This window comes from Enterococcus mediterraneensis (assembly GCF_900604485.1).
GTDB classification, from domain to species: domain Bacteria; phylum Bacillota; class Bacilli; order Lactobacillales; family Enterococcaceae; genus Enterococcus_C; species Enterococcus_C mediterraneensis.
Map to the genome: position 1 here is coordinate 1742129 of NZ_UWOP01000001.1, position 24827 is coordinate 1766955.

Below are 24827 nucleotides of genomic sequence, written 5' to 3' on the forward strand. Positions count from 1 at the left end.
AAAATTTAAAAATTTATTTGCTTTAACAATAAACGATTTTTCATTGAAAAAAATCCATAGTAATTGTCATTCTCAGAGTACCTGTCTACTAAACCACCTTCAAAAATAGTAAAACCCCTACAAGTATGCTATAGTAAATTGCTAAAGAAAAACCAATAAGGTGGGAGATGTATGCGCGATCAAACAAGCGGGAAAATGATTCGTTTTTATTACACAAGTTTGCAATTTCTCTATTGGATGATGTTTTGTTCGGTCTATGGGTTTGCGACATTGTTTTTGATTTATTTCAAGATTGATCCAGCTAAAATCGGAGGGATCTTAGCATTGGTCAATATTGTTTCAACGGTGCTTCAGCCTTTTATCAGTCAAGTGATCATCAAGAAAAGAAAGATTCCACTGATCACCGTGTTGAAGACGATGACAGCAGGGGTAGGAGTGATTCTCTTAGCTGGGGTATTGCTTCCGAATTTGCCGATCATTACTTATATCTTGGGTGGGATTTTAGTAGTTTCTATGCAATCATTTCTCAATGCGCTGGCGTTTGAGTATTCAAATACCGGTTACAAAATCAACTTTGGATTTTCAAGAGCTGGCGGTTCATTTTCTTATGCTGTGACTTCTTTTTTACTGGGACAGTTGTTAGCGATTTATTCTGCCGCGATTTTGCCGATCTTGGTTATAGTTGAAGCAGTAGTGTTTTTCGTTATTTTGCATCTGCTGCCGGATGTAAAAAATCAAGAAGTTTTTCCTATGACAAAAGAACAGGATCGCTCAGTTTCTTTGAGAAAAAAATATCCTTTTCTGATTTTGTTGTTTTTAGGTTTCAGTTTTCTTTTTACTTTCCACACCATGATCAACAGCTTTTTGGCGCAGATCTTTGAAAACATCCACGGTGGCAGTAAAGAAGTCGGCATCGCATTGATGATCGCCGCTTTATGCGAATTACCGGGAATGATCTTTTTTGAACAGCTTGTCGAAAAGAAATCCAGCAAATTTTGGCTGTCTATTGCCAGTATTTCATTTGCTGTCAGAGGATTCATGATGCTGCTGGCCGGTTCGATCTTGATGATGGAAATGACGCATCTCCTGCAAGCCTTCAGTTTTGCTTTGTTTATTCCAGCTTCGGCTTATTTGTTCAATCAATTTCTGGCGGATGACGACCGTGTGTTTGGACAAACGATGATCATCATCGCCACAACTCTTGGTGGGGTGATAGGAAATGTCTTGGGCGGCAGTCTGCTGCAGCATTTCGGTGTATGGGAGATGCTGATTTTCGGTACTGGTTTTGCGGTGCTAGGTGCTTTATTAACTATTTTGGGCATTCGAAAAATACCGAAGTTAACTGAGGGTAACGGAGTCATTACTAAATAATTGGAAATACGCAAGATCATTTTATTGGATCTTTGTTTAAAGGAAGCGTCCCGACGCTTCCTTTTTCGTTTGTCTTTAAGGCATGATGGGTTCGATGTTGTCGTTCAATAAGCGCAAGAAGGTCAGCATTTTTTTCTTAGAGTATGCAAAATTGCTTTCTACCCAATGATTTAAAACGGAGAGGCACCCTTGGATATGGTAAATGGTGAAGTAACGCATTTCTTCTGTGATCACGGTTTTTTTGTCTTCTTGTAGCCAGATTTTTAAATAATTTTCTTCGATCAGATTATTTAATCTCTTTTGAAACTGGATATCTCCGTGGTTGATAACGAATAACTTGTATACGAACGTATTCGTATAGACATAGTCGATCAAATGAGCGTATAGATCCTCGTAGCTATGTGTCGTGTCGTAGGAAATGATTTCATCCAAGTCTTGGAAAAAACTATTTTCTAGCTTTTCATAAAGATCATAGATATCCGTATAATGTGTATAAAATGTCGAACGGTGAAGATCAGCAGTTTCGGTCAGTTCACGGATAGTGATGTTTTGAATTTTTTTATCTACTAGTAATTTTGATAATGCTTCTGCTAACGCTTTTTCTGTTTTTTTAACGCGGCGATCTTCTTTTTTCATTTTGCAGCCTCCTAATCAACATAATTAAGGAATTGTGTCGGTTATCCGACAATTTCATCGCTATCTGAACATAGATAACCGACACTTTGTCTATTATAATATAAGTATAGCATATCAATATTTAAAGAATAGGAGAATAAGTGATGGAATTAGCCTTTAAGCAACTAGAAAAGAAAGACTACAAAAAAGCCATTCAATTCGCGATTAAAGGTATGCACTTTGATTGGTATACCAAGAGCAAACTCCTTTTGAATCTTTATGGAAGATACTTTTGGTATCTGGAATTGAATCGCGCGACACAAATCATTGCTTTATATGCGGATGATGAGCTGGCAGGAGTTTTATTAGCGGACATCAAAGGAAAAACAAAAAAGCATCATTCATTTGGTCAAAAGTTATATGTTAAACTATTTGATTTCTTACAAAATGTATTTGTGAAAGACAGCAAAGGCGGGTATGACGCCACCAATGATGAATTGCTTTCAGACTATTTAAAAAAACATTCCCCAGACGGAGAAATTGTCTTTTTAGCTGCCAATCCTGATTTAAAGATCAAAGGAATCGGTAGTAAATTATTAAAAGAATTTGAACGCCGAGAGCAAGGAAAAGAAGTGTTTCTGTTCACGGATAGCGGCTGTACGTATCAATTTTATGAACGACGCGGTTTCGAACGGAAAAAAGAAAAAGATATCGTCATGAAGATCCTTAATAAAGAAGTAGATCTTCGCTGTATGTTATATAGTAAGGTCATTCAGTAATGTTTTACTATAAAAATGACGATACTTGCGATAAGTCACAAAAGACAGTGGCGAAGCGAATATTAGCTTCAGCGTATAGCCAAATCATAGTTTGTACAAAGTCGTAATCTAAGAAGCGTTCTGACGCTTCTTTTTTTCGTGTTACAGTCAAACAGACAATGTAAGAAAAATGTAAGAAATTTATAGAGAAAATGTAGAAAAGTTTTGTTAAAAGACAGGTATCTTAGTGATTAGTGAGCTAAGGAAATGATAAGCTATCGATTAGCATATGGTATACTGTGTTCGAGTATTTATAGAGGGGGAACTACAATGGGCGGCAAGATTTTATTGGTTGATGATGAGCAGGAAATCGCCGATCTGCTTGAAGTGTATTTGACCAATGATGGTTATGAGGTGAAAAAATTTTATTTAGGACAACCGGCATTGGATTGTCTAAAAGAAGAAGACTTCGATTTAGCGGTACTGGATGTGATGCTGCCAGATATCGATGGGTTTCAAATCGTTCAAAAGATTCGCGAACAGTATTTTTTTCCTGTCATTATGCTGACAGCTAAAATTGAGGATGTCGATAAGATCACAGGATTGACTTTAGGGGCAGATGACTATATCACCAAACCATTCAGTCCTCTTGAAGTGGTGGCGCGGATCAAAACCCAGCTTCGCCGTTTTATAAAGTATAATTCTCAATCAGAAAGTAATGGGACCAAGCATGAAGAATCAATAGATATCAATGGGCTGATCATTAACAAGACACTCCATACAACGACTTTATATGGAAAAGAGCTGTCGCTGACGCCGCTTGAATTTTCGATCCTTTGGTATTTAGCGGAACGTCGTGGAGAAGTAGTATCTGCTGAAAATCTTTTTGAAGCAGTCTGGGGCGAAAAGTATCTGCAAAACAGCAACAATACAGTGATGGCCCATATCGGACGTTTGAGGGAAAAACTCAAAGAACCTGCACGGAAACCTAAGTTTATCAAGACGGTCTGGGGAGTGGGATATAAAGTTGAATAAATCAAAAGAAAATCGCAGTTCAATGCTTAAAGCTCAATTGATCAAACGGCTGGCAATGAATTTGAGCGTATTTGTAGCCATTTATTTACTCTCTTGTGTTTTTATTTTTTTTGTAAGTTCCTTTTTATTTGGTTTGCGGGCTTGGCATTGGTCAGATCCATTGTATCAATTGGCTAAAAAAATAGAAAGCGTCTATCCTCTGCTGGCGGTTGTAGGTATTTTGATAGGTGTGTTCATCATTTTATTTCGGACGTGGCTAAGAAGCATCAGTCAGCTTGATGAAGTATTAGACGCTTCCCGCAAGTTATACAAAATGACAGAACAGCCGGTAGTACTTTCTTCAGATCTGCACGAATTCGAAGCGGAATTAAATCAGCTTCGCCAAGAGATCGAGTGGAGTCAACAGCAGGCAAAAGAAGCGGAACAGCGTAAAAATGATTTGATCGTTTATCTAGCTCATGATTTGAAAACACCATTGACTTCTGTTATCGGTTATCTGACGCTGCTTCGAGATGAACAGGAAATTTCAAAAACATTACGAGAAAAGTATATGACGATTTCTTTAGACAAAGCGGAACGATTAGAAGAGCTGATCAATGAATTTTTTGAGATCGCACGATTCAATCTTTCCAATATTGAGCTGGAACCATCAAAAGTTCATTTAACAATGATGCTGGAACAGTTGGGATTTGAATTTTTGCCTGTATTGAAGACGAAACAATTAACCCTTGAAAATCATCTTGAGGAAAATATCGAAACACGTTTTGATATTGATAAAATGCAGCGGGTTTTTGATAACCTGCTTCAAAATGCAGTGAATTATAGCTACGAAGGCTCAAAAATCCAGCTAGTGGCAAAAACTGATACAGAAGAAAAGAAAATCAGTATTTCATTTATCAATCAAGGGCCAACGATTCCACCAGAAAAACTGATGCGTATTTTTGAACAGTTTTTCCGCTTGGATACGTCTCGTCAAACAAATAGAGGCGGTGCCGGTCTTGGGCTGGCGATTGCAAAACAGATCGTAGAGCTGCACAATGGAAGTTTGACGGCTGAAAGTGTGGACGAAAAAACAACCTTTACTGTGACATTGCCGCTTTTGTAGGAAATTTGTAAGAAATTCTTGTCGAATAAAAGAAAATTGACTTTGCTTCCTTTGGTACACTCACCAATGTAAGCAAAGTTATTTTTTTGGAGGACAAGGGAAATGAAGATAAAACATACACTAGTATTGGGATTGATGGCTGTCGCAATGATCTTTGGAATGAATGGATTGATGAAAGGATCTAAAACAGATGTTCAGGCAAATGCTCAAGAGCAAACGGAGTGGAATCTGATCTTAGTAAATAAAAATCATTCGATTCCTGATAACTATGAGGTCGAGTTGCAAGAACTGCCAAATGGCCAAGCTGTTGATAAACGTATTTATCCAGAACTGCAAGAAATGTTTGATGCCGCGCGTTCTCAAGGGATTTACCCAGAGATCGGTTCAAGCTATCGGACGACTGAAACCCAACAAGCCATCATGGAAGAAAAAATCGCCACATTCCAAGGACAAGGATATTCTTATGAAGATGCAAAAAAAGAAGCGAAAAAATGGGTGGCTCTTCCTGGTACCAGTGAACATGAATTGGGGTTGGCGGTAGATATCAATGCAAAACCAAATGCTTCAACGGATAAAGCTGTTTATCGCTGGTTAGCTGACAATGCGTATCGTTATGGCTTCATTTTGCGTTATCCATCAGATAAAGTGGCTATTACCGGTGTGGATTATGAACCTTGGCATTATCGATATGTAGGGAAAAAAGCGGCGGAAAAAATATTTGAAGCAGATATCGCACTAGAGGAGTATCTAGGAGAAGGAGCATAGTTTGGCGTATCTGTCGTTGCTTTAAAGTTACAATCAGGTTTTTAAGAATCACCTTAAACAGGCCGTCCTGAATCACTAATGAACATCTATGATGAAGGAAAGTTGCTGATGCAGATGTTTTCGTAAAGTGATAAAAGTAAATAGCATTGATAAATGAGACGATACAAATCAGTTGAATAGTGATGACGATAGAGCCATGTCTATTATAGACACGGCTTTTTTAAACTTATTCAATTATAATGAATTTCAGGCACTTTGCAGTTCTTGCTGTTAGTAAAAATTCAAGAAAGACGCTGTTTTTTATCCGAAAATCAATTTGTTTTTTAGTTTCTCTACAGCTTGATTGGAAAATACTAAAAATAGCTGAAAATATAACAGAAATTGATTGATTATTTGGTAGAATAAGCACGTGTGAAAAGATCGAGGAGGAATTTTTGTGAAGAAAGTATTACTATCAGCAGGATTATTACTGTTGTTAACAGGGTGTGCTACGGCAAATGGCTCTACCCATGACGATGCAAAAGCAGCAAATTCAAGTACGACAAATACCAGCAATTCCAGCACAGCTGTATCAAGTACCAACACATCAAGCACAGTGGAGACAACAACTGTCACAACGAATGATACAAATGATGCGGCTGCTTCATCAGTACGCTCAGAAACGACAGAAAGCAGTCAAGTGACAACGGAAACTTCTTCAGAGAGCAGTGAATATGTACAAACATTGTGGGACGCCAATAAATCTGCGCAATTAGCAGAATTCATGGCTTCTTGGGGAAAAGAAATGGATCAACAATATAAAAGCTATAGCAATCAAACAAGCGTCGATTTATATGGTCTTCCACTACCGCAGGCCATTTTGAATGGGGAATGGACGGCTGCAATCGGCGAGATGCCTGTATCTATGGAATGGTCGAAAGATGGTACAGGACAAGCTGATTTTGAAATCGTAGCAGTTTATTCAGACGCGGAGACTGAGCCATACTTGAAAAAACATGTTTATCTTTTTGGTTTTCAACAAGGTCAACCTAAAGTATTGATCACGCAACAAAACCAAGGAAATGCAAACAACTATATTTATTTTAATGAAACTGCCAACAGCGAATTAAAAGCTGGTTTCAACCGTATCGTAAATGGATAATTTAATTAAAATCTAGCAGATATAGAAAAACAGCGGAACTCTGTTTCATCCTATTTTTGATTTGATGGATCGATCATTAGAAAAAACTAAAGCCTATGAATCGTTGAAGCAGCGTTCATAGGCTTTAGTTGTATAATCATCGCAAATTAGAAAATGCACCAAAAGCAGTCATTAATTTGTCAAAACCAGGGACTGTTTCAGAGCGAGCCCAGTCTCGTTGCCATTCACAGCCTAGTTGAGGGATTGTGATCAGTTGTGCACCGGCTTGTTGGACACGTTTCAAAGCAGTCTCGTGAGCTAGAGGCGAAGTGCCGCCGACTGCATCAACAACAGGGTATACTTCATATCCCTCTTTTAGCGCATCTAATGTTGGAAATGTCAAACAGGCTTCTGTCCAAAGAGCCATCATGATAATCTTTTTGCGTCCAGTGGCTTTTAGCGCCTCCTGATATTCTGCATCTTCCCACGCGTTGATAGAGGTTCGATCATAAGAAGGTACATCTGGACCAACTGCTTTTTTAACACAGGAATCGTATCAGCATCCCAGCCTTTTTTTACATTGACAGTGGATAACACGATGGGGACTTGGTAAAGATTAGCGAGCCTGATCACGATCTCGGCATTGCGGATCAATTCGGAATGGTTCATAGAATTGATAGAATTGATTTGTGTCGGCTGATAGTCAATAACCGTCAATACACTGTTTTCTGGAGACAGTAGATCATCTTCCGTTCTTTTTGCAAAACTTGTCATAGCACTCACTCCTTTTTTGAAACCGTTTCATCTAGCGGTTTGTTGAAATTATATACAAAAAGTACTATTTATAAAATTTTTTTGACTTGAGAGAGGGTATAAAAAATCTATTACTTAAAAGAGCCCCTTCTTTTTAAAGGTATAAGACAAAAAGCTTGCTATGGAATAAAAACGAAAGATTTTACTTTCGATACAATATGTGCTATTTCTAATTATGCATTATTTATATAGGAGGAGATAGTATGTTGAAGGAAAAATTAAAAGAAGTATTGGCTCATGAAGGGGTTGTGACCATCATTTCTGCCAATGGCGGAGATTATCATGTAGTCAATACTTGGAACAGCTATGTTCGGATGGACGGTGAACAACTGTTGATCCCAGCTGCTGGTATGCACAGTGTCGAGCAAGATATAGCGCAAAATGATCAAGTCCTATTAACTATGGGAAGCCGTGAAGTTGAAGGGTTGAAAGGTCCAGGAACTGGTTTCCACGTAAAAGGAACGGCGACGTTTTTGACTGAAGGAGAAAAAGTAGATCAGATGAAACAAGAATTTCCTTTTTTGACCCGTGTACTCGTTGTGACGATAACAGATATCCAACAAAAGATTTGATCTTCATTGGATGTGCGGCTTTCGATTGATGAAAGTCGCACATTTTTTATATATTTTTTTATATATTTTATTGACAGGATATATATCTGAGCGTATGATCAGAGTGTAAAATGTGAATTACAACACAATGATTATAGACGAACTGTTTCAGATAAATAGCGCATGATATCGGTTGCTTTTTCTTGTGTATCTGTTTCATGCAGATACTTCGTGAATGATTGTGTTAGATTTAACGCTCATGATAAGACTGCTTCCGAATTTGATGAGGAATATGAACAATCCGTTATGCTTGAAACTGTTATCTAACTTGGCACTATCGAGATTGAAAGAAGTGGAGAAATGAATACACAAACAATCCACCTAATGGGAACGACCATTGAACTGGCAATTGATAAGGAATCACCAAACCAAGTCCTGTCAGAGGCTGTCGATTTACTGAAGGTCTATGAGCAACGTTTTAGTGCAAACGATACCAATTCTGAATTGATGAAGGTCAATCATCAAGCGGGAAAACGAGCAGTTTCTGTTCATCCAGATTTATATCAATTGATCAAATTAGGGAAAAAACACAGCTGTGCACCTAACAGTCGGTTGAATATTGCTATTGGTCCTTTGGTGCAAAATTGGCGGATCGGTTTTTCAGATGCTCGCGTCCCATCACCGCAAGAAATTTGTCATTTATTGAAACAGACAGACCCGCAGCGAATCCGCTTAGATGACACCTCGCATTCTGTTTATTTAGAAGAACCGGGGATGCTGATCGACCTAGGGGCTTTGGCCAAAGGGTATATCGCTGATAAACTCCTGTTGTTTTTCCAACAACAGGGGGTACGCACTGCTTTATTGAATCTAGGCGGAAATGTTGTTGTTTTCGGACCTTCACCGCATGAAGATCATCAGTGGCGAATTGGTATTCAGGATCCTTTCCGTAAACGGAATCAGCCGCTGCTTGCTGTCAAAGTACAAAACCAATCAGTTGTCACCTCAGGTATTTACGAACGCTCTCTAAAAAAAGAAGATCAAGTCTACCATCACATTTTAGATCCTCAGACGGGTTATCCTATGGAGTCAGAAATAGCAAGTTTGACGATTCTCTCACAACATTCTGTAGATGGTGAGATCTGGACAACTCGTTTATTCGGCAAAAATGTTGAGACGATTCTTTCTGAACTGTCAACAGAAGGCATCGAAGGTATCATCATTACTACCTCGGGGGAAGTATTTGCGACACCTGCAGTTTCTCAACAACTCATTGATTTAGGGTAAACGGCACTTGCTCTGTTTATTAGTGCATGCCTTTGAACCAAAAAAGAAAGGGAGAAAAAAGATGAAAACATTTATTGGACTAGTTGGAACCAATTCAGAACAATCCACCAATCGCACATTATTACGTTTCATGCAAAAACATTTTTCAGATAAAGTCCGCATTGATTTAGTAGAGATCAAGGATATTCCTTTATTTAATAAGCCGGCAGACAAACAACTGCCAGAGATTGTTACCACGATCGCGGAAAAAATCGAAGCGGCTGACGGAGTGATCATCAGTACCCCTGAATACGATCATGCCGTGCCGGCTTCTTTGATCAACGCGTTGAATTGGCTTTCTTACGGGACTTTTCCGTTTGTCGACAAGCCAGTGATGATCACTGGGGCTTCCTATGGCACATTAGGTTCATCACGAGCTCAGGCTCATTTACGGCAAATTTTGGATGCGCCGGAATTAAAAGCACGAATCATGCCCAGCTCGGAATTTTTGTTAAGTCATTCCCTGCAGGCGTTTGACGAAGAAGACAACCTGCTGGATCCAGAGCAAACCAAAAAATTGGAAGAATTAGTTGAAGACTTTTTGACATTTGTGGCGATCACAGCACAGTTGAATCATAATCACGCCAGCCACAAAAAAGAAGCAGAAAACTTCAATTGGGAAGAAATTTAAAAGGAGAGTAATAGTTATGAAATTCGTTGGTATCGTTGGTTCCGCCGCAGAAGTTTCTTATAATCGATATCTGCTGCAATATATCAAAAAACAATTTAAACCGCTGTTTGATTTAGAAATTTTAGAGATCAAGGATATCCCTTTGTTCAACCAAAGCGATGATCAAACAAATACGCAAAAGATCCAGCGTTTGAACACGAAAATCAAAGGAGCAGACGGTGTGATCATTGCAACACCGGAACACAACCATACGATCCCCGCCGCATTGAAAAGTGTGCTGGAATGGCTTTCTTTCAAGATCCATCCTTTGGAAAACAAACCGGTGATGATCGTAGGGGCATCTTATTATGACCAAGGTTCTTCCCGTGCGCAGCTGCACTTGCGACAAATCCTTGATGCGCCAGGAGTCAATGCCTTAGTTTTTCCTGGAAATGAATTTTTATTGGGCAAGGTCAAAGAAGCCTTCGATGAAGAAAACAACTTGAAAGATCCTAGTACTGTACAGTTTTTAGGAAGTACTCTTGCGAAATTCGTCCAATTTGTCAAAGTCGTCAGTGTACTGGAAGGACCAAAACCACAAGCCGCTCCAGAGGATTTGTATGCTACTGGTACGATCGACACTACTATCGAAGGTGTCGATATGACTGCCGATGATTGGGTAGAGCAAGCCGCGGAAGCTGTCCATGCTGTCGAAGGTAAAGCCTATGTCAAACTGGATCGCGGGATCTTGACGGTAGATCAGTTGAATTACTTCTTGAAATCTATGCCGATGGAATTGACTTATGCAGACAGCAACAATCAATTTCTGTACTACAATAAAACCAAACCAGCAGAAGAAATGCTGGCGCCTCGTGTTCCTGGACAACCCGGCAACCCATTGGCAAAATGCCATCCGGAAAAATCCTACAAAAATGTCAGCTGGGTGATTTCTCAGCTGCGCTCTGGTGCACAGGATGTCGTTCGGGTACATGTACCAAAACATATGCCTGAAAAATACATCGTTCATAATTACCAAGCGATGCATGATGAAGAAGGAAACTATGTAGGGATCAATGAATACATTTTAGATTTCAAACCGATCGTTGAATGGTACTTGAACCAAACCGGTCAAAAATTAGTGGGTGATGTTGACGCGGTCTCCGGTGCGACTTCGAAACAAGAAAAAGTCGATGTGGTCTCTGGCGCTACTTCCAAACAAGAAGCTCCTGTCGATGCAGTTTCCAGCGCCTCTGTCAAAGGATAGTAAATGACTGTGAGATAAGTGCAAACTAAGATATCTGAACGAGATATGCAGCGTGTTTTAAGCGTGATGCAGTTCGTTCAGATATCTTTTTCTTACGGTGTCGTACTGTTATCTTGCTGATAGGGTGAGAAAATATTTTGACTAAAAAGCAATAATCAAACAGCCTGTTTCTATCAAGGAGCTTAGAGATAATTCGTGACGTTTGCTGTTAGGTGGCCACTATAGTAGAGTAATTGATAGAGAGACAATTGTTAGGAAGTTAAATACAAGGGAGGACCAGAATCACAATGAAAATCACGCAACTATCGATCGATACGTTAAAACGAGCGCAGGAACGATTGGAAGAGACATTGGAGCAGATGACTGCGGAAGAAGCGAATACCATGCCGGCGCCGTTGATCAAATCTGTTACTTGGTTGTTCTGGCATACTGCGCGCGAGCTTGACATGCAGATTTCCGATCTTAAAGGAACAGAATCTTTGTGGTTAACTGCTGGATGGAGTGAAAAATTTGATTTAGACCTGCCAGATGATACGGAAGAATGGCATCATACACCGGAAGAAGCTGCAAAAGTCGTCGTGAAAGACAAACAATTGTTGTCGGATTATTTGTCTGCCAGTGTAGATTTTACGATTGAGTATTTAGAAAACATGGACGAAGAAAGTCTTGATGAAGTGATCGATGAAAATTGGACACCGCCTGTTACCCGCCATGTCCGGATCGTTTCTGTGATCGATGATGCGGTGATGCATTCAGGTCAAGCGGTTTATACAAGAAGACTGGTTATTGGAAAATAACTAACCAACAGATGATTGATAGGACTCTTAAAATAAAGCAGAGGTGTTGCTAAGATGCCTCTGTTTTTTTAGATGCATTTGTTAGATTGAAAGTTGCTTTGGCTTGAGGAAATCATTAAAAAAATTTTATCAGTAATTTTGAAGGCAACAGTTTTTGTAAAAGAATGGAAAAGTCTTGTAGTAAAAGGATTTTCCAGCTATCATTCAGTGTGATAGTAGGACTAGCAAAAATACGTGAACTAGTGTGAAAGCAAAAACTCAAAAAGGGAGCAAAACCATGAGAAACATCAAATTGACTATCGAATACGATGGCAAAAGATATCTAGGCTGGCAACGGCTAGGGGATTCTGAGAAAACGATCCAAGGGAAAATCGAGAGTGTTTTAATGCAAATGACTGGCGAACAAATCGAGATCATCGGTTCTGGTCGCACAGACGGCGGGACTCACGCAAGAGGTCAAGTTGCTAATTTCAAAACAACTAATACGATGGAAACAGCACGGATGCTGGATTTTATGAATCATCATCTTCCCCGAGACATCGTCATCAAAAAAGTAGAGGAAGCGGGGGAAAGGTTTCACGCCCGCTATAATGCGACAGGAAAAAAATACAGCTATTACATTTGGAATGATCCGATTCCGACTGCATTGTATCGAAATTACAGCTTCCATTATCCACAAGAGCTGGACATGGAAAAAATGCAGACAGCTTGCGAAAAACTGATGGGAACACATGATTTTATCGGTTTTTCCGCTTTGAAAAAAAGCAAAAAATCAACTGTCCGTACGCTCAAGGAGCTTTCTATCCAGCAAGAAGGAAGTATGCTTCATTTTACATTTGTAGGCGACGGTTTCTTATACAAAATGGTGAGGATCATCATGGGAACCCTGTTGGATATTGGATCAGGAAAACTGCCTTTGGAAACTATTGACGAATTGTTTGAGAAAAAAGTTCGAAAAGCCGCGGGAGAAACGGTACCTGCCCAAGGATTGTTTCTTGATGAAGTATACTACCATTGAGTAAAAATAGAGTAAAAATAGTCTGGTGAAAACGGGCATAGTGTAGCAATGATTATTGAATCAAGCAGAAGAAAAAGTGACATACACGTATAAAAAAAGAGACTTTTGCAGCAGGTTTTGGCAGCTGATTTTTATTGGCTGTCGAAACTGTTATACAATAAGTCTCTTTTTAATAGGAAAAATCACTGGTGGGGTAAAAATTTTTAGGCAGTTTAGATGTCCGTCACCACTCAAAATCCTCTAGTGATTCTTCTAATTGAGCGATCTGATCTTGCAGTGATTGGATCTCTTCTTTGATTTCTTCAAGAGTCGCGCCGCTTGTACTGTAGCCTTTATAATAGGCGGTCATATAATCATTATCTTCCAGACGCTGCAGGCGGTCTCTTAATTGACCCAGTGTTTCCAAGTCGCGTTCGTAATTGATCTCGTCCATTTTAAAGCTCCTTTCTGAACTAAGCCAAGGCGTTGGGACTGGCTAGTTGAGGACCTTTGCCTTCACGAGCCAGTACCCAATCATCGTTGTCCCACATTTCAGTTTTGCGGCGGCCGTGGAAATAGTCCCAACGAGAGTCGATCTCCATTTCGATGAGTTTACCATTTGGACCTAAAGTTACCCAGTTGTAACTGCCGTTCGAATGACCAAACTTGATCCAAAGTACAGGAAATTGCTGGGTCCGTCCAGTATCATCCACAAATTCTCGTTGTTGTCTTTCGATACGGATGAATGATAATTGACGAGCATAACTGCGGTTAGTTTGGGAAAAGATTTTTTTCGCGATTTCTTTTGCGCGATCAGGCGCAAGAAGCTTGCCTTCAGGAACTTCAGTTAAATTCTTTAGGCTGACTAATGTGTCTTGCTGAAAGACGGCAATAATTCGCGGACCGTTATAAATGAACGCACCATCTTTTTGATATCGCAAAATCGTCACTGGCTGTTGGTTTCTGACTTCAGTGGTTTCTTCGGTTAACCGGTAATCTTCTGGAATTGTAATGATTCCTTTGATAAATGCTTCCTTGTTCATGGTCATTCTTCTTTCTTGTTTTAGTGTCCTAGTTTTTGGATACTTTTGATAAAAATCTCTTGTTCTTCTTGAGACAACGGAGCGAGAAATTCTTTGTGGACATCGGCTAAACAGTTCGCGATGATGGGATACATTTTTTCACCTTCTTCAGTTAGTGAAAGCAGGTGGCCTCGCCGATCTTCAGGATTTTCTTTTTTTGTCAAATAATGAAGGTCGATCAGTTTTTGGACAGCTCGCGTGACGTTGCTGGCGTTGATCCCAGTTAATTGGACGATCCGTTCTTGGGGCAGATCACCAAATTCATGGAGTTTGACGATGTAATAGTACAAGCTAGAGCTTAATTGGTAAGGTGCTAAGGCACGATCGATCAATTTGACATAATGCCGGCTGACCAGCGGGATTTTTTTTAATAAATCAATTTCAGTTACTGATGGTTCCATCAGTTCACCTCCGAATTTTATTTACTTGCGCAAGCAAATAATAACCGATATAATGAAACGCGTCAAATAAAAAGTTTTGTTGGAGGAATGAAAATGAAGGCAACGAACAAGTATTGGATGATCGCGGCGATTTATCTTGCTACGTTTATGACGGCCATCGAATCAACGATCGTGGTCACTGCTGTCCGTTCTATCGCAGACAGTTTAAACAGCGGGGAAGCCGTCTCGTTGATTTTTTCAGTCTATTTATTTTCTAGTGCCATCGCGACACCGATTTTTGGTCGGATCGCAGATCAATATGGAAAAAAACGCGTGTTTCAATGGGGTCTGCTGCTGTTTTTGATAGGTACGGTGCTGTGCGGTCTATCGACTTCAAGTGTCATGCTGATCCTATCTCGTATCATACAAGGGGTCGGCGCCGGCGGGATCATGCCGATGACTTTTGCGTTGATCGGCGAGCTGTTTGATTTGGAAACTCGGGGAAAAGTAATGGGGCTGAACAATTCCGCTTGGGGGATCGCTTCATTAGCAGCACCGCTGTTAGGTGGCTTATTGTTATCTGTACTTAGCTGGCATTGGATCTTTTTTATCAATGTTCCATTTGCTGTTGTGGTTTTAGCTATCGTCCAGTTTTTTTATCATGAGGAAACTGCAAAAAAAGCCGTCGATTCCAATGAGTTTCGTCAGCATATCCATTTTGCGACAGGTCTATTTGTTTTATTGGCGGGGATCCAGCTGACGGATACTTCTATCTTGTTGGGAGCAGCAGTTATTTTGTTGGGAATCAGTGACTTAATTGTTTTTTATCGAAAAGAACAGGGGGCAGCTTCTGCGATTTTACCCATCAAACCATTAGCAGACGGAACATTTCGACTTCTGATCCTTTGTGTGCTGCTGATCAACGGTGCATTGATCGGGTTCCAAGTGTATGTGCCTATTTGGGTCCAAACAGAGCTGGCGATGTCGCCGACTGCAGCTGGTCTGATCCTGCTGCCATCCTCGATCTTTTTTATTGGCGGTTCTTACTATTCAGGAAGTTTAGCAACTCAGCTGGGACAAAAACGACTTTTGCAATTTATTTTAGCAGTTTTGGTGATGAGTTTTATCGGATTAGGTCTCCTTCCAAAAGAAACGTCTTACATTGTATTGCTGATTCTCTCAAGTATTTTGGGAGTTAGTATCGGGATCGGAGTGACGATCAGTGTCATCACGGCGCAATCTTTTGCCTCCAAAGAAAATCTTAGTACTGTTTCCGGTTTTATCACTTTATGTCGGACGTTAGGGCAAAGCTTTATGATCACTTTTTTAGGAATGATCAATCAGAATTTTTATACCCTATCTCAAAAAACAATTGTCGGTTATCATGCAGTATTTTTTACAATCAGCGTGATCGTTGGGCTTTTATTTTTTATAGTCAACAATTCGGATCTTTTATCGAGATCCAGTAGAAAAATTTGATGACTTTAATTATTGGGAAGATGGTTGATGGTATACTTAATAAAAAGACCGGCAATTTTTGATAAATACACTGTTTTCAACGATTCAACGTACAGTTGAGGAGTATTTTTCCCGATTCAACAGAAGGCTGTTTGCCGTTTTAATATATGGGAGGGTATGCTGATGGTAGAAATTGGCAGTAAACTAAAGGAATTAAGAGCAGCGAAAAAGATGTCGCAAAAAGATTTAGCCAATCATTTGAATGTGACGCCCCAGACGATATCGAAATGGGAATTGAACAAGAGTTATCCAGATCTTGATACATTGGTGAAAATCAGTCAGTATTTTCAAGTATCGACAGATGAGATCCTTGGGACTGAGAAGCGTTCCTTTTTTGAGGCTCTTTTTTCTAAGAAGGGAAGAGGAAAGATGAACAAAGAAACAGTGACGACAAATAAACAGAAGGCGGTTAAATCTGCTGACAACACATTGCCTAAAGCGGTCAAAGTGACGAACATCGCAAATATCAACCACATCGAATTTGATAATGGCACTACTAAGTTTTTGAAAACTCATTACGTCAAGGATCTGACCGATGCACTTTCTCTCAGCAACGGTAAAGGAAAACGAGCAAATCTGCTGCTGCTTTCTCGCAATGTATGGGTGGGAACAGAAACGGAGATCAAATCGGACGGTACAGTCATTTTAAATGGTAAGGACATTTATACCCCAGAAGAGTTATGGTATGAAAGCGCCGATAGTATTCAAAAATTGTAAAAAAATAAAAGCGTTGTCTTGATGATTCGTCAAGCGACGCTTTTTTTATGAATTGTTTCGCATCCATATTCTTTTACAGAGCTTTTAGTGAAATGGTATCGTAGAGATAAGAAATACGAACAAGGATGGACGTTTTGTAAGGGATTTATTTAAAAGGAGGAGACTCATGAAGCAGATTTGGTTGTTCGGCGCGTTATGTCTCTTGTTGCTCAGCAGCTGTACGCCGGAAAATACGCCAAATGACCGTGGTACCGGAGAAACTTCAGAAACTGATCAAATGCAAAACAGTCAAGTCGAAAGCAGTGAAACTCAAACAAGCAGTGAACAAGTCTCCAGTGAACCGGAGATCGTCGCCGATCACTTGTCAGTTCCATGGTCCATTCAAAAAGACGGAGATATTTTTTATTTGTCCAGCCGTGAAGGCAAGGTTTTGAAAATCGAAGATGGACGGTCAGAGGAGCAGGAAGTCGCTTTGGAAGAGGAACTTTCCTCTGTTTCAGAAGCGGGTTTTCTTGGTTTTGTTCTAGCACCGGATTTTTCTGATACACAGGAAGCCTACGCTTATTACACCTATGAAGCTGATGATGGGCGGTTCAATCGCATTATTCGGCTGCACCTGCAAGGAAATGAATGGCAGGAAAGCGAAACCTTGTTGGATGAAATACCGAGTGGAAGTGTCCATCACGGCGGTCGTTTGGCGATCGGTCCAGATGATAAATTATATGCTACGACCGGAGATGCCACCTCACCAGAGACAGCCCAAGACAGAGATTTGCTGGCGGGAAAAATCTTGCGATTGAATCTGGACGGATCGATTCCGGATGACAACCCTTTTGATGATTCTTACGTTTACAGTTATGGTCATCGCAATTCCCAAGGGCTGACGTGGGGAGCAGATGATATTTTATATGCCAGTGAACACGGGAACAGCCAAAATGATGAGATCAACAAGATCGAAGCAGGAAAAAATTATGGCTGGCCAACCATCGAAGGAGAAAATACCGCAGAAGGCATGGAAGCACCATGGATCACCACAGGCAGTGAAAAAACGTGGGCACCATCAGGGATCGCCTACCATGAGGGCAAACTTTATGTCGCTGCTTTGCGGGGTACGGCGTTGCTAGCGATAGATACCGAAAGTAAAGAAACAACCGAATTATTCACTGATTTTGGCCGGATCCGAGATGTTTATATTGATGGAGAGGATCTTTATTTTATCACGAATAATACTGATGGTCGGGGCGAGCCTAGCGATGAAGATGATCGTTTGGTGAAGGTTCCGTTGTCAGTGGTTGAGGAGCAGTAAATCTTTAGTGGATCTGTGTCGTAATATTTCGTAGAAAAAATAAGAGAAGAATTGATAAAAGAAGTGACAGGGAAAACGACGGCAATGAGGCGAGAAAAGGAGGAGTTAACATGATTTCTTTTATTATATTGCTGCGAAACATGGGGCATATCATCAAGATCCTTTTCAAACAAGAAGAGCAAAAAGCGCTGATGATTGCTGTCTGTTTTCTGCTGGCATTGGGGACGGTTTTTTATCATAATATCGAAGGCATGAGTTATTTAGATGCCCTTTATTTTTCAGTGGTGACCTTGGCAACGATCGGGTACGGTGATTTATATCCAGTGACGACTCTTGGCAAGCTTTTTTCTATTTTATATGTGTTTTTGGGTGTAGGGCTCCTTGGCGCAATGATCGCAAACTGTAATCGGGCTTTTGCGGAGTATCATCGGCAGAAAAGAGAAAATTCAGTAAAAGAATCGGTGAAAAAAGAATGATTCTGAACTTGATCAGCGAGGTGAGGGGATGAGGTTTGATTTTGTTTTTTGGTTTTACAGCAGTGTCTTAGGATTTCTCGTAGGAGTCATTGCAGCGGCATTCTTACTATTGACGGATTTTTTTATTCGATTGATCTGGACGGAGATCCCGGCGATTCTTGATTTTCCTGCCTATCCGCTGATTATAGGTTTGATTGGTGGAATCTGTGTCGGACTTATTCAGAAATATTTGGGAGATTATCCGCCAACACTCCATGACACACTGAAAGAGTTTAAAGAAACCGGAGCAGTAAACTATAAAAGACAAATAGGAAAAACCTTTTTTGCAGCGGTAGTGGTCTTATCATTTGGCGCAAGTATCGGACCGGAAGCCGCTTTGGCAGGAATTTTAGGGGGATTGATCAGCTGGCTCGGAGATCAATTGAAACTGACGATTAAGAAAAAAAGCGAATTGCTGGAATTAGGATTAGGAGCGATGTTGGCGACGATTTTTTATGCGCCTTTTGCCGGGATCGGTATGGAGTTTGAAGAGCATCGGGAAAGTCTGAGATTTAAAAGCAGATGGATCAAAATTTTTTTGTACGGGACAACCGCTCTTTGGGGGATCGCAGGATTCAATGGACTGAATCATTTCTTTCCGCGAGAAGTGGTCTTTGCACTTCATTTTCCAGAAATCACGTGGGACAGCAAAGCTCTCTGGCTGGTTTTACCAGCAGTGGCAGTAGGGATTTTTTTTGGTTTGCTCTTTCTTTTTTTGGAAAGAGCTGCTGGAAAAATCGCTAAGAAAATTTCTCGGCCGATTTTGTTAGGGATTATTGGAGGATTATTTATAGGAGGCTTCAGCTTGTTGTCGCCGTATTTCTTATTTTCCGGGGAACATCAGCTGATAGGATTTTCTGAAATCGCGTTGGACCAGTCCGTGAATGAACTCTTATTACTAGGAATCGGAAAAGCGTTACTGACGGTTATTTGTTTTTCATTCGGCTGGAAGGGTGGAACGATTTTTCCGGCGATTTTTTCAAATACAGCGATCGGTTTTGCGCTAGCCAATACTTTTCCTTTTATGCCGGGATTGATCGTGGGTCTCGTTGTCGCCGCAAGTGTAACGATCATTCTGGACCAGCCTTATGTAACCGCCGCGATCCTACTGTTTCTTTTTCCTGTCCCATTTTTTCCAGCAATCCTGATGAGTTGTATAGCAGCTAAGAAATTGAAAAGCAGAATTTTATGATACTGGCTGTTTCTATACGTAAAGGAACAGTCATTTTTATGGAAAAAGATAGAAACTTTTTTAGTAGAATCTTTTTGAGGGAAAGATTTTTTGAGGGAAAGATAGGTTAGATTTTTTTAGAGTATATCGTTGATTATAGATTTCGCTATGACTTTACAAGATGCTTTCAGTTAAGTTTAATATTTAATGTTCGTGTTTTACTGGCATTTAATTTGATATTTACTTATCGTAAAGTTTATTATATGATTAAACACGTTGTTTAAATGAAAAATGAAACTTTTTTACGAACATTAAACGAAAAGGTTTTATTTAGGAGGTTATTTGATGAAAGAAAAAATTATTTCTTACTTCGAAATAGAAAAGTGGCATTCGACAGTCAAGCGGGAAATTTTGGCAGGTTTTACGACATTTATTTCTATGGCATATATATTATTTGTTAATCCTACAGTATTAGGCGCTTCTGGAATGGATGAAGGTGCTGTTTTTACAGCGACTGCGTTGGCTAGCGCGCTTGGTTGTATTTTGATGGGGGTCTTAGCTCGCTATCCTATTGCGACAGCACCAGCGTTAGGAATCAATGCCTTTTTTGCATATTCTGTCTGTGTGGGCATGGGAGTTCCATGGGAAACAGCCCTAGCCGGTGTTTTTGTAGCTTCATTGATCTTTATCTTGATTACAATTTTCAAATTACGGGAAATGATCATTGATGCGATACCTACGGATTTGAAATATGCGATTTCTGGCGGGATCGGTTTGTTTATCGCGTTTTTGGGATTGAGCGAAGGCGGTATTATTGTTGCGAATGATTCGACATTGGTTGGTCTGGGTTCACTAAGCACGGGAACAACATGGTTAACGATTTTTGGTTTGGTGATTACTGCGATTTTAATGGTTCGTCGTATACCTGGTGGGATTTTCATTGGAATGGTTGCTACTACCGTTTTAGGTTTAGTAACTGGATTGATCGCGATGCCTGAAAAGATCGTTTCCGGTGCGCCAAGTTTAGCACCGACTTTCTTAGTCGCAATCAAACATGTCAGTGATATCAATTCTCTGCAAATGTGGGTAGTCGTTCTGACTTTCTTGTTGGTGACTTTCTTTGACACTGCCGGGACATTGGTGGGACTTGCTAATCAAGCTGGGTTTATGAAAGATAATAAAATGCCGAGAGTCGGCAAAGCGTTGGCTTCTGATTCAACTGCTATGTTGGCAGGTTCTCTATTGGGGACTTCACCAGTTGGTGCGTATGTAGAATCATCAGCCGGTATTGCAGTAGGCGGTCGGACTGGATTAACTGCTGTAACGACAGGAATCTTCTTCATTTTCGGTTTATTCTTCTCACCATTGCTATCGGTTGTCACTTCTCAAGTCACTGCACCAGCATTGATTATTGTCGGTGTTCTAATGGCTCAATCATTGCGTCAAATCAAATGGCATGAAATGGAGATCGCGATTCCTTCATTTCTCATTTTGTTGGGTATGCCGTTGACATATAGTATCTCTGATGGGATCGCACTAGGGTTCATCTTTTATCCAATCACAATGATCGCAGCTAAAAGAGGAAAAGAAGTTTCACCGATCATGTATGTATTGTTCTTTGTCTTTATAGGATTTATGTGGATATTGAATGTTGGATAGTAACTAGGAAATTTGAATAAAAAAAGTCTTCAAGTTTTGGAAATAGAGAACTTGAAGACTTTTTTTGAAGTTTTTTAGTACAAAAAACTAAAATGGTGAAACGTTTTTATTTATATAATGAAAATCATTTTATAAATAGTTGGTAGAATAATATTTTTTTAGAAAAAATGCTTTTTAATAAAAGAAATAGAACAAAAATAGCAACTAAAAAAACTAGAAAACGCTTGCTTTATTATCGATGTGGTTGTATACTCCTTTTTGTAGAAACGTTTCACTAAAAATATTGGGAGGCTTCAACTATGAAACTATCGAAAAAGATCTTGTTACTTGGTTTGACATCAGTTTTATCGCTTGGAACTTTAGCGGCATGTGGCTCAGGTGGGGATAGTGAAGAAAAAAGTGATGTGTTAAATATCTGGGGAATGGGTGAAGAAGTTAAGCAATTATCAAAAATGACAGATAAATTCACAGATGAAACAGGTATCGAGGTGAAAATCCAGTCGATTCCATGGGCGAATGCACATGACAAATTATTGACAGCGGTCGCTTCAAAAAGTGGACCAGATGTTTTACAAATGGGAACAACTTGGATGGCAGAGTTCCAAAAAGCTGGTGCTTTAGCTGACATGACAAAATATATTGAAAAATATGACAGTTTAAAACCAGATAATTTTTACCATGGATCAGTTGAGACGACTCAGTTTGATGGAAAATCATACGGAATTCCGTGGGCAGCTGAAACACGCGTACTATTTTACCGAACAGATATTCTAGAATCAGTTGGCTATAAAGAAGCACCAAAAACATGGGATGAATTAGAAGATGCTGCGAAAAAACTATCAGAACGCGGCAAGGATAAATACGGTATCACGATTGATTCAAAAGAACAATCATTAGGTTTTATGTTTGCCCGACAAAATGGTTCCAAGCTTTTTGACGGCAATAAACCACTATTCAATGAAGCGCCATTTACAGGAGCTGTAGAATACTTGAATAATTTCATCCAAAAAGGCTATGCACCAAAAGAAGACCTAGGATTGGATGTTTCCCAAACGTTTTCTGGTGATGACGCGATGGTGCCAATGTTTATTAGCGGACCATGGATGGCTAAAACAATTAAAGATACTGTTCCTGATGTAGAAGGCAAATGGGCGATTGCGACATTGCCTGCCAAAGAAAACAACATCTCTTCTATGGGCGGTTCTAATTTGACTGTTTTTGAGTTCTCCAAACAAAAAGATAATGCAGCTAAATTTATTAACTTTATGGCACAACCAGAAAATCAATTGGAATGGATGGAGTTGACTGATGCTCTTCCAACTGCGACAAAAGCTTGGGAAGACAAAAAATTGAAAGACGATCCTATTTATAGTGTCTTCAATGAACAACTTAATAACTCTGAACCTATGCCGCTGATCCCAGAATTCGAAGAGATTGCTCAAAATTATTTAAAACATTTTGAACAAATCTATCTAGGTGGAAATGACGTTCAATCTGAAATGGATGCGTTGAATCAGGAGACAGAGAAACTGTTAAATAAATAACTACTTGGGAAAGAGATTATCTTTAAAGGTAGTCTCTTTCACCTTTTAATCAAGAAAGGGAGTATCAAAATTGAAGAAAAAAGCTACAAAAGCCCCCTATTTTTTTATTTCACCTGCGTTGATACTATTATTACTTTTTTCAATTATACCGATTTTTGTCGCCTTTTTTATTAGTTTTACTGATATGAGTCTTGTAGGACTCGCCGACTGGTCACAAATAAAGTTTATTTCTTTTGATAACTATAAAGACATCCTTACAGACCCTATTTTTTTGAAGAGTATTAAAAATACAATATTTTATGTGGTAATCGGAGTCCCAGTGGTAATCGTTTTATCCTTAGGTTTAGCGCTGATGATCAACTTTGGAAAAAATAAAATATTCTCGATTTTTCGGATGATTTTTTATACACCGGCAATCACGAACGTTGTCGCTGTAGCTGTGGTATTCAGTTACTTGTATAATCCGAGTTTCGGTTTCTTAAATTATATTCTTTCTTTGTTTCATATTTCAGCAGTTCCGTGGTTAACAAATCCGGTAATGGCAAAAGTTTCATTGATCATTTTAGGAGTATGGCGGGCAGTTGGAGCAAATATGCTGATCTTTTTAGCTGCACTGCAAGGAATCCCTAAAGAATATTATGAAGCAGCCTCTTTAGACGGAGCGACGAAACTGCAACAGGTACTATATATCACTATCCCGTCATTACGATTCTCAACCTTCTTTGTTACAGTGACCACGCTTATCGGTTGGTTGCAATTTTTTGAAGAACCTTTCGTAATGACAAACGGTGGTCCACTAGACAGCACAACTTCTGTTGCATTGTTTATTTATCGCAACGGGTTCCAATTCAGCAAGTTTGGTTATGCAGCTGCCGGATCATTTATTCTTTTTGCTGCAATTATTATTGTGACATTATTGCAATTTAGGATGCAGAAAAAAAACAATGAAAATCAACTATAAGAGGTGCTCCTATTATGAATAAAGAATTACAAGGCAACCGAAATATAAAGATCGCATTAGGAATTGCTTTAGCGTTTGGTGCAGTCTTGTGGGTACTCCCATTCGTTTGGATGATTTTGTCAGCGTTTAAAACGGATATGGAAATCATGCAATTTCCACCGAAGATTTTTCCCGAACAAGCAACATGGGATAATTTCAAAGAATTATTTAGCGCATTCGATTTCACCGTATATTTGAAAAATACACTGATCGTCGTAGCATTTTCTTTTCTGGGAATGTTTTTCAATGCGATGGCAGGATTTGGTTTTGCCAAATATAAATTTAAAGGGCGGGAACCACTATTTTACTTAGTGTTAGCTACCATGATGATCCCAGGTCAAGTGACCATGATTCCAGTGTATTTGATCATGAACTCTATGAAGCTCACCAATACGATGGCCGGGATTATTTTACCGGGTTTAGTGGGAGCATACGGAATATTTTTATTCCGTCAATTCATGTCAACTGTTTCAAACGAATTGCTGGAGGCGGCTCGCTTAGATGGAGCAAGCGAATGGTATATTTTTTCTCGAATCATTTTACCAATCTCAAAACCAGTATTAGCTGTGCAAGGAATCACGACGTTTATCGGCGGATGGAATTCATTCCTATGGCCATTGATCATGGCGAATGACGAAAAATACTACACGTTATCGGTAGGTCTCCAGTTGTTGAAAGGACAATATGCCAATAATTATTCCTTACAAATGGCCGGCTCGACATTTATGGTGGTACCAATTATCGTCATTTTCGTTTTCTTACAAAAATATATTTTAGAAGGATATAACGTATCTGGACACAAATAAAG

General features: G+C 39.6%; 24 protein-coding genes and 2 pseudogenes. 21 read left to right on the top strand and 5 right to left on the bottom strand.

Annotation, left to right across the window (positions count from 1 at the left end; translation table 11 throughout):
* The first annotated feature begins 171 nt into the window (after positions 1-171).
* On the top strand, positions 172-1371 hold the full coding sequence (locus tag EFB00_RS08520; protein WP_122646406.1) for an MFS transporter: 1200 nt from the start codon (positions 172-174) through the stop codon (positions 1369-1371).
* A gap of 75 nt (positions 1372-1446) precedes the next feature.
* Here EFB00_RS08520 and EFB00_RS08525 read toward each other — a convergent pair whose 3' ends face one another.
* On the bottom strand, positions 1447-2007 hold the full coding sequence (locus EFB00_RS08525) for a TetR/AcrR family transcriptional regulator (protein WP_002364878.1): 561 nt from the start codon (positions 2005-2007) through the stop codon (positions 1447-1449).
* Between the two features lie 143 nt (positions 2008-2150).
* Between EFB00_RS08525 and EFB00_RS08530 the strand changes: the two genes are divergently transcribed.
* The 5 genes from EFB00_RS08530 to EFB00_RS08550 all read left to right on the top strand — a co-directional run bounded on the left by EFB00_RS08530 (position 2151) and on the right by EFB00_RS08550 (position 6790).
* Positions 2151-2765 carry a GNAT family N-acetyltransferase gene (locus tag EFB00_RS08530; protein ID WP_122646407.1) on the top strand — a complete coding sequence of 205 codons (615 nt, stop codon included), beginning with the start codon at positions 2151-2153 and terminating at the stop codon, positions 2763-2765.
* 309 nt (positions 2766-3074) lie between these two features.
* Positions 3075-3779 carry a VanR-ABDEGLN family response regulator transcription factor gene (gene vanR, locus EFB00_RS08535; RefSeq protein ID WP_122646408.1) on the top strand — a complete coding sequence of 235 codons (705 nt, stop codon included), beginning with the start codon at positions 3075-3077 and terminating at the stop codon, positions 3777-3779.
* On the top strand, positions 3772-4884 hold the full coding sequence (locus EFB00_RS08540) for a sensor histidine kinase (protein ID WP_241153421.1): 1113 nt from the start codon (positions 3772-3774) through the stop codon (positions 4882-4884). Before vanR ends, EFB00_RS08540 begins: the two co-directional genes overlap by 8 nt.
* A gap of 102 nt (positions 4885-4986) precedes the next feature.
* Entirely contained in the window at positions 4987-5649 is a 663-nt protein-coding gene (locus EFB00_RS08545; protein ID WP_122646409.1) for a M15 family metallopeptidase, read from the top strand.
* A 436-nt stretch (positions 5650-6085) separates the two neighbouring features.
* Entirely contained in the window at positions 6086-6790 is a 705-nt protein-coding gene (locus EFB00_RS08550) for a DUF4767 domain-containing protein (RefSeq protein ID WP_122646410.1), read from the top strand.
* 136 nt (positions 6791-6926) lie between these two features.
* Here the strand turns inward: EFB00_RS08550 and EFB00_RS08555 are convergent.
* Positions 6927-7543, bottom strand: a pseudogene (locus EFB00_RS08555) (isochorismatase family protein).
* Positions 7544-7788: 245 nt separating this feature from the next.
* Here EFB00_RS08555 and EFB00_RS08560 point away from each other — a divergent pair.
* The 6 genes from EFB00_RS08560 (at position 7789) to truA (ending at position 13148) form a co-directional block, all read left to right on the top strand.
* Positions 7789-8154: a pyridoxamine 5'-phosphate oxidase family protein gene (locus EFB00_RS08560; RefSeq protein ID WP_241153452.1), complete on the top strand. Its 366-nt coding sequence runs from the start codon at positions 7789-7791 to the stop codon at positions 8152-8154.
* A gap of 339 nt (positions 8155-8493) precedes the next feature.
* On the top strand, positions 8494-9420 hold the full coding sequence (locus EFB00_RS08565; RefSeq protein ID WP_241153422.1) for an FAD:protein FMN transferase: 927 nt from the start codon (positions 8494-8496) through the stop codon (positions 9418-9420).
* Between the two features lie 61 nt (positions 9421-9481).
* Positions 9482-10090: an NADPH-dependent FMN reductase gene (locus EFB00_RS08570; protein WP_122646412.1), complete on the top strand. Its 609-nt coding sequence runs from the start codon at positions 9482-9484 to the stop codon at positions 10088-10090.
* Positions 10091-10106: 16 nt separating this feature from the next.
* On the top strand, positions 10107-11333 hold the full coding sequence (locus EFB00_RS08575) for an NAD(P)H-dependent oxidoreductase (protein ID WP_122646413.1): 1227 nt from the start codon (positions 10107-10109) through the stop codon (positions 11331-11333).
* Between the two features lie 287 nt (positions 11334-11620).
* Positions 11621-12130, top strand: a complete 510-nt coding sequence (locus tag EFB00_RS08580) for a DinB family protein (RefSeq protein ID WP_122646414.1) — start codon at positions 11621-11623, stop codon at positions 12128-12130.
* 277 nt (positions 12131-12407) lie between these two features.
* Entirely contained in the window at positions 12408-13148 is a 741-nt protein-coding gene (truA, locus tag EFB00_RS08585) for a tRNA pseudouridine(38-40) synthase TruA (protein ID WP_122646415.1), read from the top strand.
* 223 nt (positions 13149-13371) lie between these two features.
* Here the strand turns inward: truA and EFB00_RS08590 are convergent, their stop codons facing one another.
* Genes EFB00_RS08590 through EFB00_RS08600 form a run of 3 tightly spaced genes read right to left on the bottom strand, consistent with a single transcriptional unit; the run spans position 13372 to position 14610 of the window.
* Positions 13372-13581 (bottom strand): hypothetical protein, encoded by a 210-nt coding sequence (locus tag EFB00_RS08590; protein WP_122646416.1) that lies wholly within the window; start codon positions 13579-13581, stop codon positions 13372-13374.
* Positions 13582-13600: 19 nt separating this feature from the next.
* Positions 13601-14170 (bottom strand): hypothetical protein, encoded by a 570-nt coding sequence (locus tag EFB00_RS08595; protein WP_206423469.1) that lies wholly within the window; start codon positions 14168-14170, stop codon positions 13601-13603.
* Positions 14171-14190: 20 nt separating this feature from the next.
* Positions 14191-14610 carry a MarR family winged helix-turn-helix transcriptional regulator gene (locus tag EFB00_RS08600; protein WP_122646418.1) on the bottom strand — a complete coding sequence of 140 codons (420 nt, stop codon included), beginning with the start codon at positions 14608-14610 and terminating at the stop codon, positions 14191-14193.
* Between the two features lie 54 nt (positions 14611-14664).
* On the opposite strand from EFB00_RS08600, the pseudogene EFB00_RS08605 reads away from it, so the two are divergent.
* From EFB00_RS08605 to EFB00_RS08645, 9 genes and pseudogenes are all read left to right on the top strand, one after another.
* Positions 14665-16068, top strand: a pseudogene (locus EFB00_RS08605) (MFS transporter); the annotation flags it as partial.
* 162 nt (positions 16069-16230) lie between these two features.
* Positions 16231-16824: a helix-turn-helix domain-containing protein gene (locus EFB00_RS08610; protein WP_122646420.1), complete on the top strand. Its 594-nt coding sequence runs from the start codon at positions 16231-16233 to the stop codon at positions 16822-16824.
* A gap of 166 nt (positions 16825-16990) precedes the next feature.
* Complete coding sequence (locus EFB00_RS08615; RefSeq protein ID WP_122646421.1) at positions 16991-18130, top strand: PQQ-dependent sugar dehydrogenase; 1140 nt, start codon at positions 16991-16993, stop codon at positions 18128-18130.
* Positions 18131-18240: 110 nt separating this feature from the next.
* Complete coding sequence (locus tag EFB00_RS08620) at positions 18241-18606, top strand: potassium channel family protein (protein WP_122646422.1); 366 nt, start codon at positions 18241-18243, stop codon at positions 18604-18606.
* Between the two features lie 28 nt (positions 18607-18634).
* The gene (locus EFB00_RS08625; RefSeq protein WP_122646423.1) at positions 18635-19837 is read left to right on the top strand and encodes a chloride channel protein; all 1203 of its coding nucleotides are present in this window, start codon (positions 18635-18637) and stop codon (positions 19835-19837) included.
* Positions 19838-20161: 324 nt separating this feature from the next.
* Positions 20162-21475 (top strand): NCS2 family permease, encoded by a 1314-nt coding sequence (locus tag EFB00_RS08630; protein ID WP_122646424.1) that lies wholly within the window; start codon positions 20162-20164, stop codon positions 21473-21475.
* 299 nt (positions 21476-21774) lie between these two features.
* Entirely contained in the window at positions 21775-23019 is a 1245-nt protein-coding gene (locus EFB00_RS08635) for a sugar ABC transporter substrate-binding protein (protein WP_122646425.1), read from the top strand.
* 70 nt (positions 23020-23089) lie between these two features.
* Positions 23090-23980, top strand: coding sequence for a carbohydrate ABC transporter permease (locus EFB00_RS08640; protein WP_122646426.1), 891 nt, complete (start codon positions 23090-23092; stop codon positions 23978-23980).
* Between the two features lie 14 nt (positions 23981-23994).
* Positions 23995-24825, top strand: coding sequence for a carbohydrate ABC transporter permease (locus EFB00_RS08645; protein ID WP_122646427.1), 831 nt, complete (start codon positions 23995-23997; stop codon positions 24823-24825).
* The last annotated feature ends 2 nt before the right edge of the window (positions 24826-24827 follow it).

Excerpts from the sequence above, each read along its gene's own strand:
- EFB00_RS08520 (WP_122646406.1), top strand. The coding sequence starts at position 172 with ATGCGCGATCAAACAAGCGGGAAAATGATTCGTTTTTATTACACAAGT.
- EFB00_RS08525 (WP_002364878.1), bottom strand. The coding sequence starts at position 2,007 with ATGAAAAAAGAAGATCGCCGCGTTAAAAAAACAGAAAAAGCGTTAGCA.
- EFB00_RS08530 (WP_122646407.1), top strand. The coding sequence starts at position 2,151 with ATGGAATTAGCCTTTAAGCAACTAGAAAAGAAAGACTACAAAAAAGCC.
- vanR (WP_122646408.1), top strand. The coding sequence starts at position 3,075 with ATGGGCGGCAAGATTTTATTGGTTGATGATGAGCAGGAAATCGCCGAT.
- EFB00_RS08545 (WP_122646409.1), top strand. The coding sequence starts at position 4,987 with ATGAAGATAAAACATACACTAGTATTGGGATTGATGGCTGTCGCAATG.
- EFB00_RS08565 (WP_241153422.1), top strand. The coding sequence starts at position 8,494 with ATGAATACACAAACAATCCACCTAATGGGAACGACCATTGAACTGGCA.
- EFB00_RS08570 (WP_122646412.1), top strand. The coding sequence starts at position 9,482 with ATGAAAACATTTATTGGACTAGTTGGAACCAATTCAGAACAATCCACC.
- EFB00_RS08575 (WP_122646413.1), top strand. The coding sequence starts at position 10,107 with ATGAAATTCGTTGGTATCGTTGGTTCCGCCGCAGAAGTTTCTTATAAT.
- EFB00_RS08580 (WP_122646414.1), top strand. The coding sequence starts at position 11,621 with ATGAAAATCACGCAACTATCGATCGATACGTTAAAACGAGCGCAGGAA.
- truA (WP_122646415.1), top strand. The coding sequence starts at position 12,408 with ATGAGAAACATCAAATTGACTATCGAATACGATGGCAAAAGATATCTA.
- EFB00_RS08590 (WP_122646416.1), bottom strand. The coding sequence starts at position 13,581 with ATGGACGAGATCAATTACGAACGCGACTTGGAAACACTGGGTCAATTA.
- EFB00_RS08595 (WP_206423469.1), bottom strand. The coding sequence starts at position 14,170 with ATGAACAAGGAAGCATTTATCAAAGGAATCATTACAATTCCAGAAGAT.
- EFB00_RS08600 (WP_122646418.1), bottom strand. The coding sequence starts at position 14,610 with ATGGAACCATCAGTAACTGAAATTGATTTATTAAAAAAAATCCCGCTG.
- EFB00_RS08610 (WP_122646420.1), top strand. The coding sequence starts at position 16,231 with ATGGTAGAAATTGGCAGTAAACTAAAGGAATTAAGAGCAGCGAAAAAG.
- EFB00_RS08615 (WP_122646421.1), top strand. The coding sequence starts at position 16,991 with ATGAAGCAGATTTGGTTGTTCGGCGCGTTATGTCTCTTGTTGCTCAGC.
- EFB00_RS08620 (WP_122646422.1), top strand. The coding sequence starts at position 18,241 with ATGATTTCTTTTATTATATTGCTGCGAAACATGGGGCATATCATCAAG.
- EFB00_RS08625 (WP_122646423.1), top strand. The coding sequence starts at position 18,635 with ATGAGGTTTGATTTTGTTTTTTGGTTTTACAGCAGTGTCTTAGGATTT.
- EFB00_RS08630 (WP_122646424.1), top strand. The coding sequence starts at position 20,162 with ATGAAAGAAAAAATTATTTCTTACTTCGAAATAGAAAAGTGGCATTCG.
- EFB00_RS08635 (WP_122646425.1), top strand. The coding sequence starts at position 21,775 with ATGAAACTATCGAAAAAGATCTTGTTACTTGGTTTGACATCAGTTTTA.
- EFB00_RS08645 (WP_122646427.1), top strand. The coding sequence starts at position 23,995 with ATGAATAAAGAATTACAAGGCAACCGAAATATAAAGATCGCATTAGGA.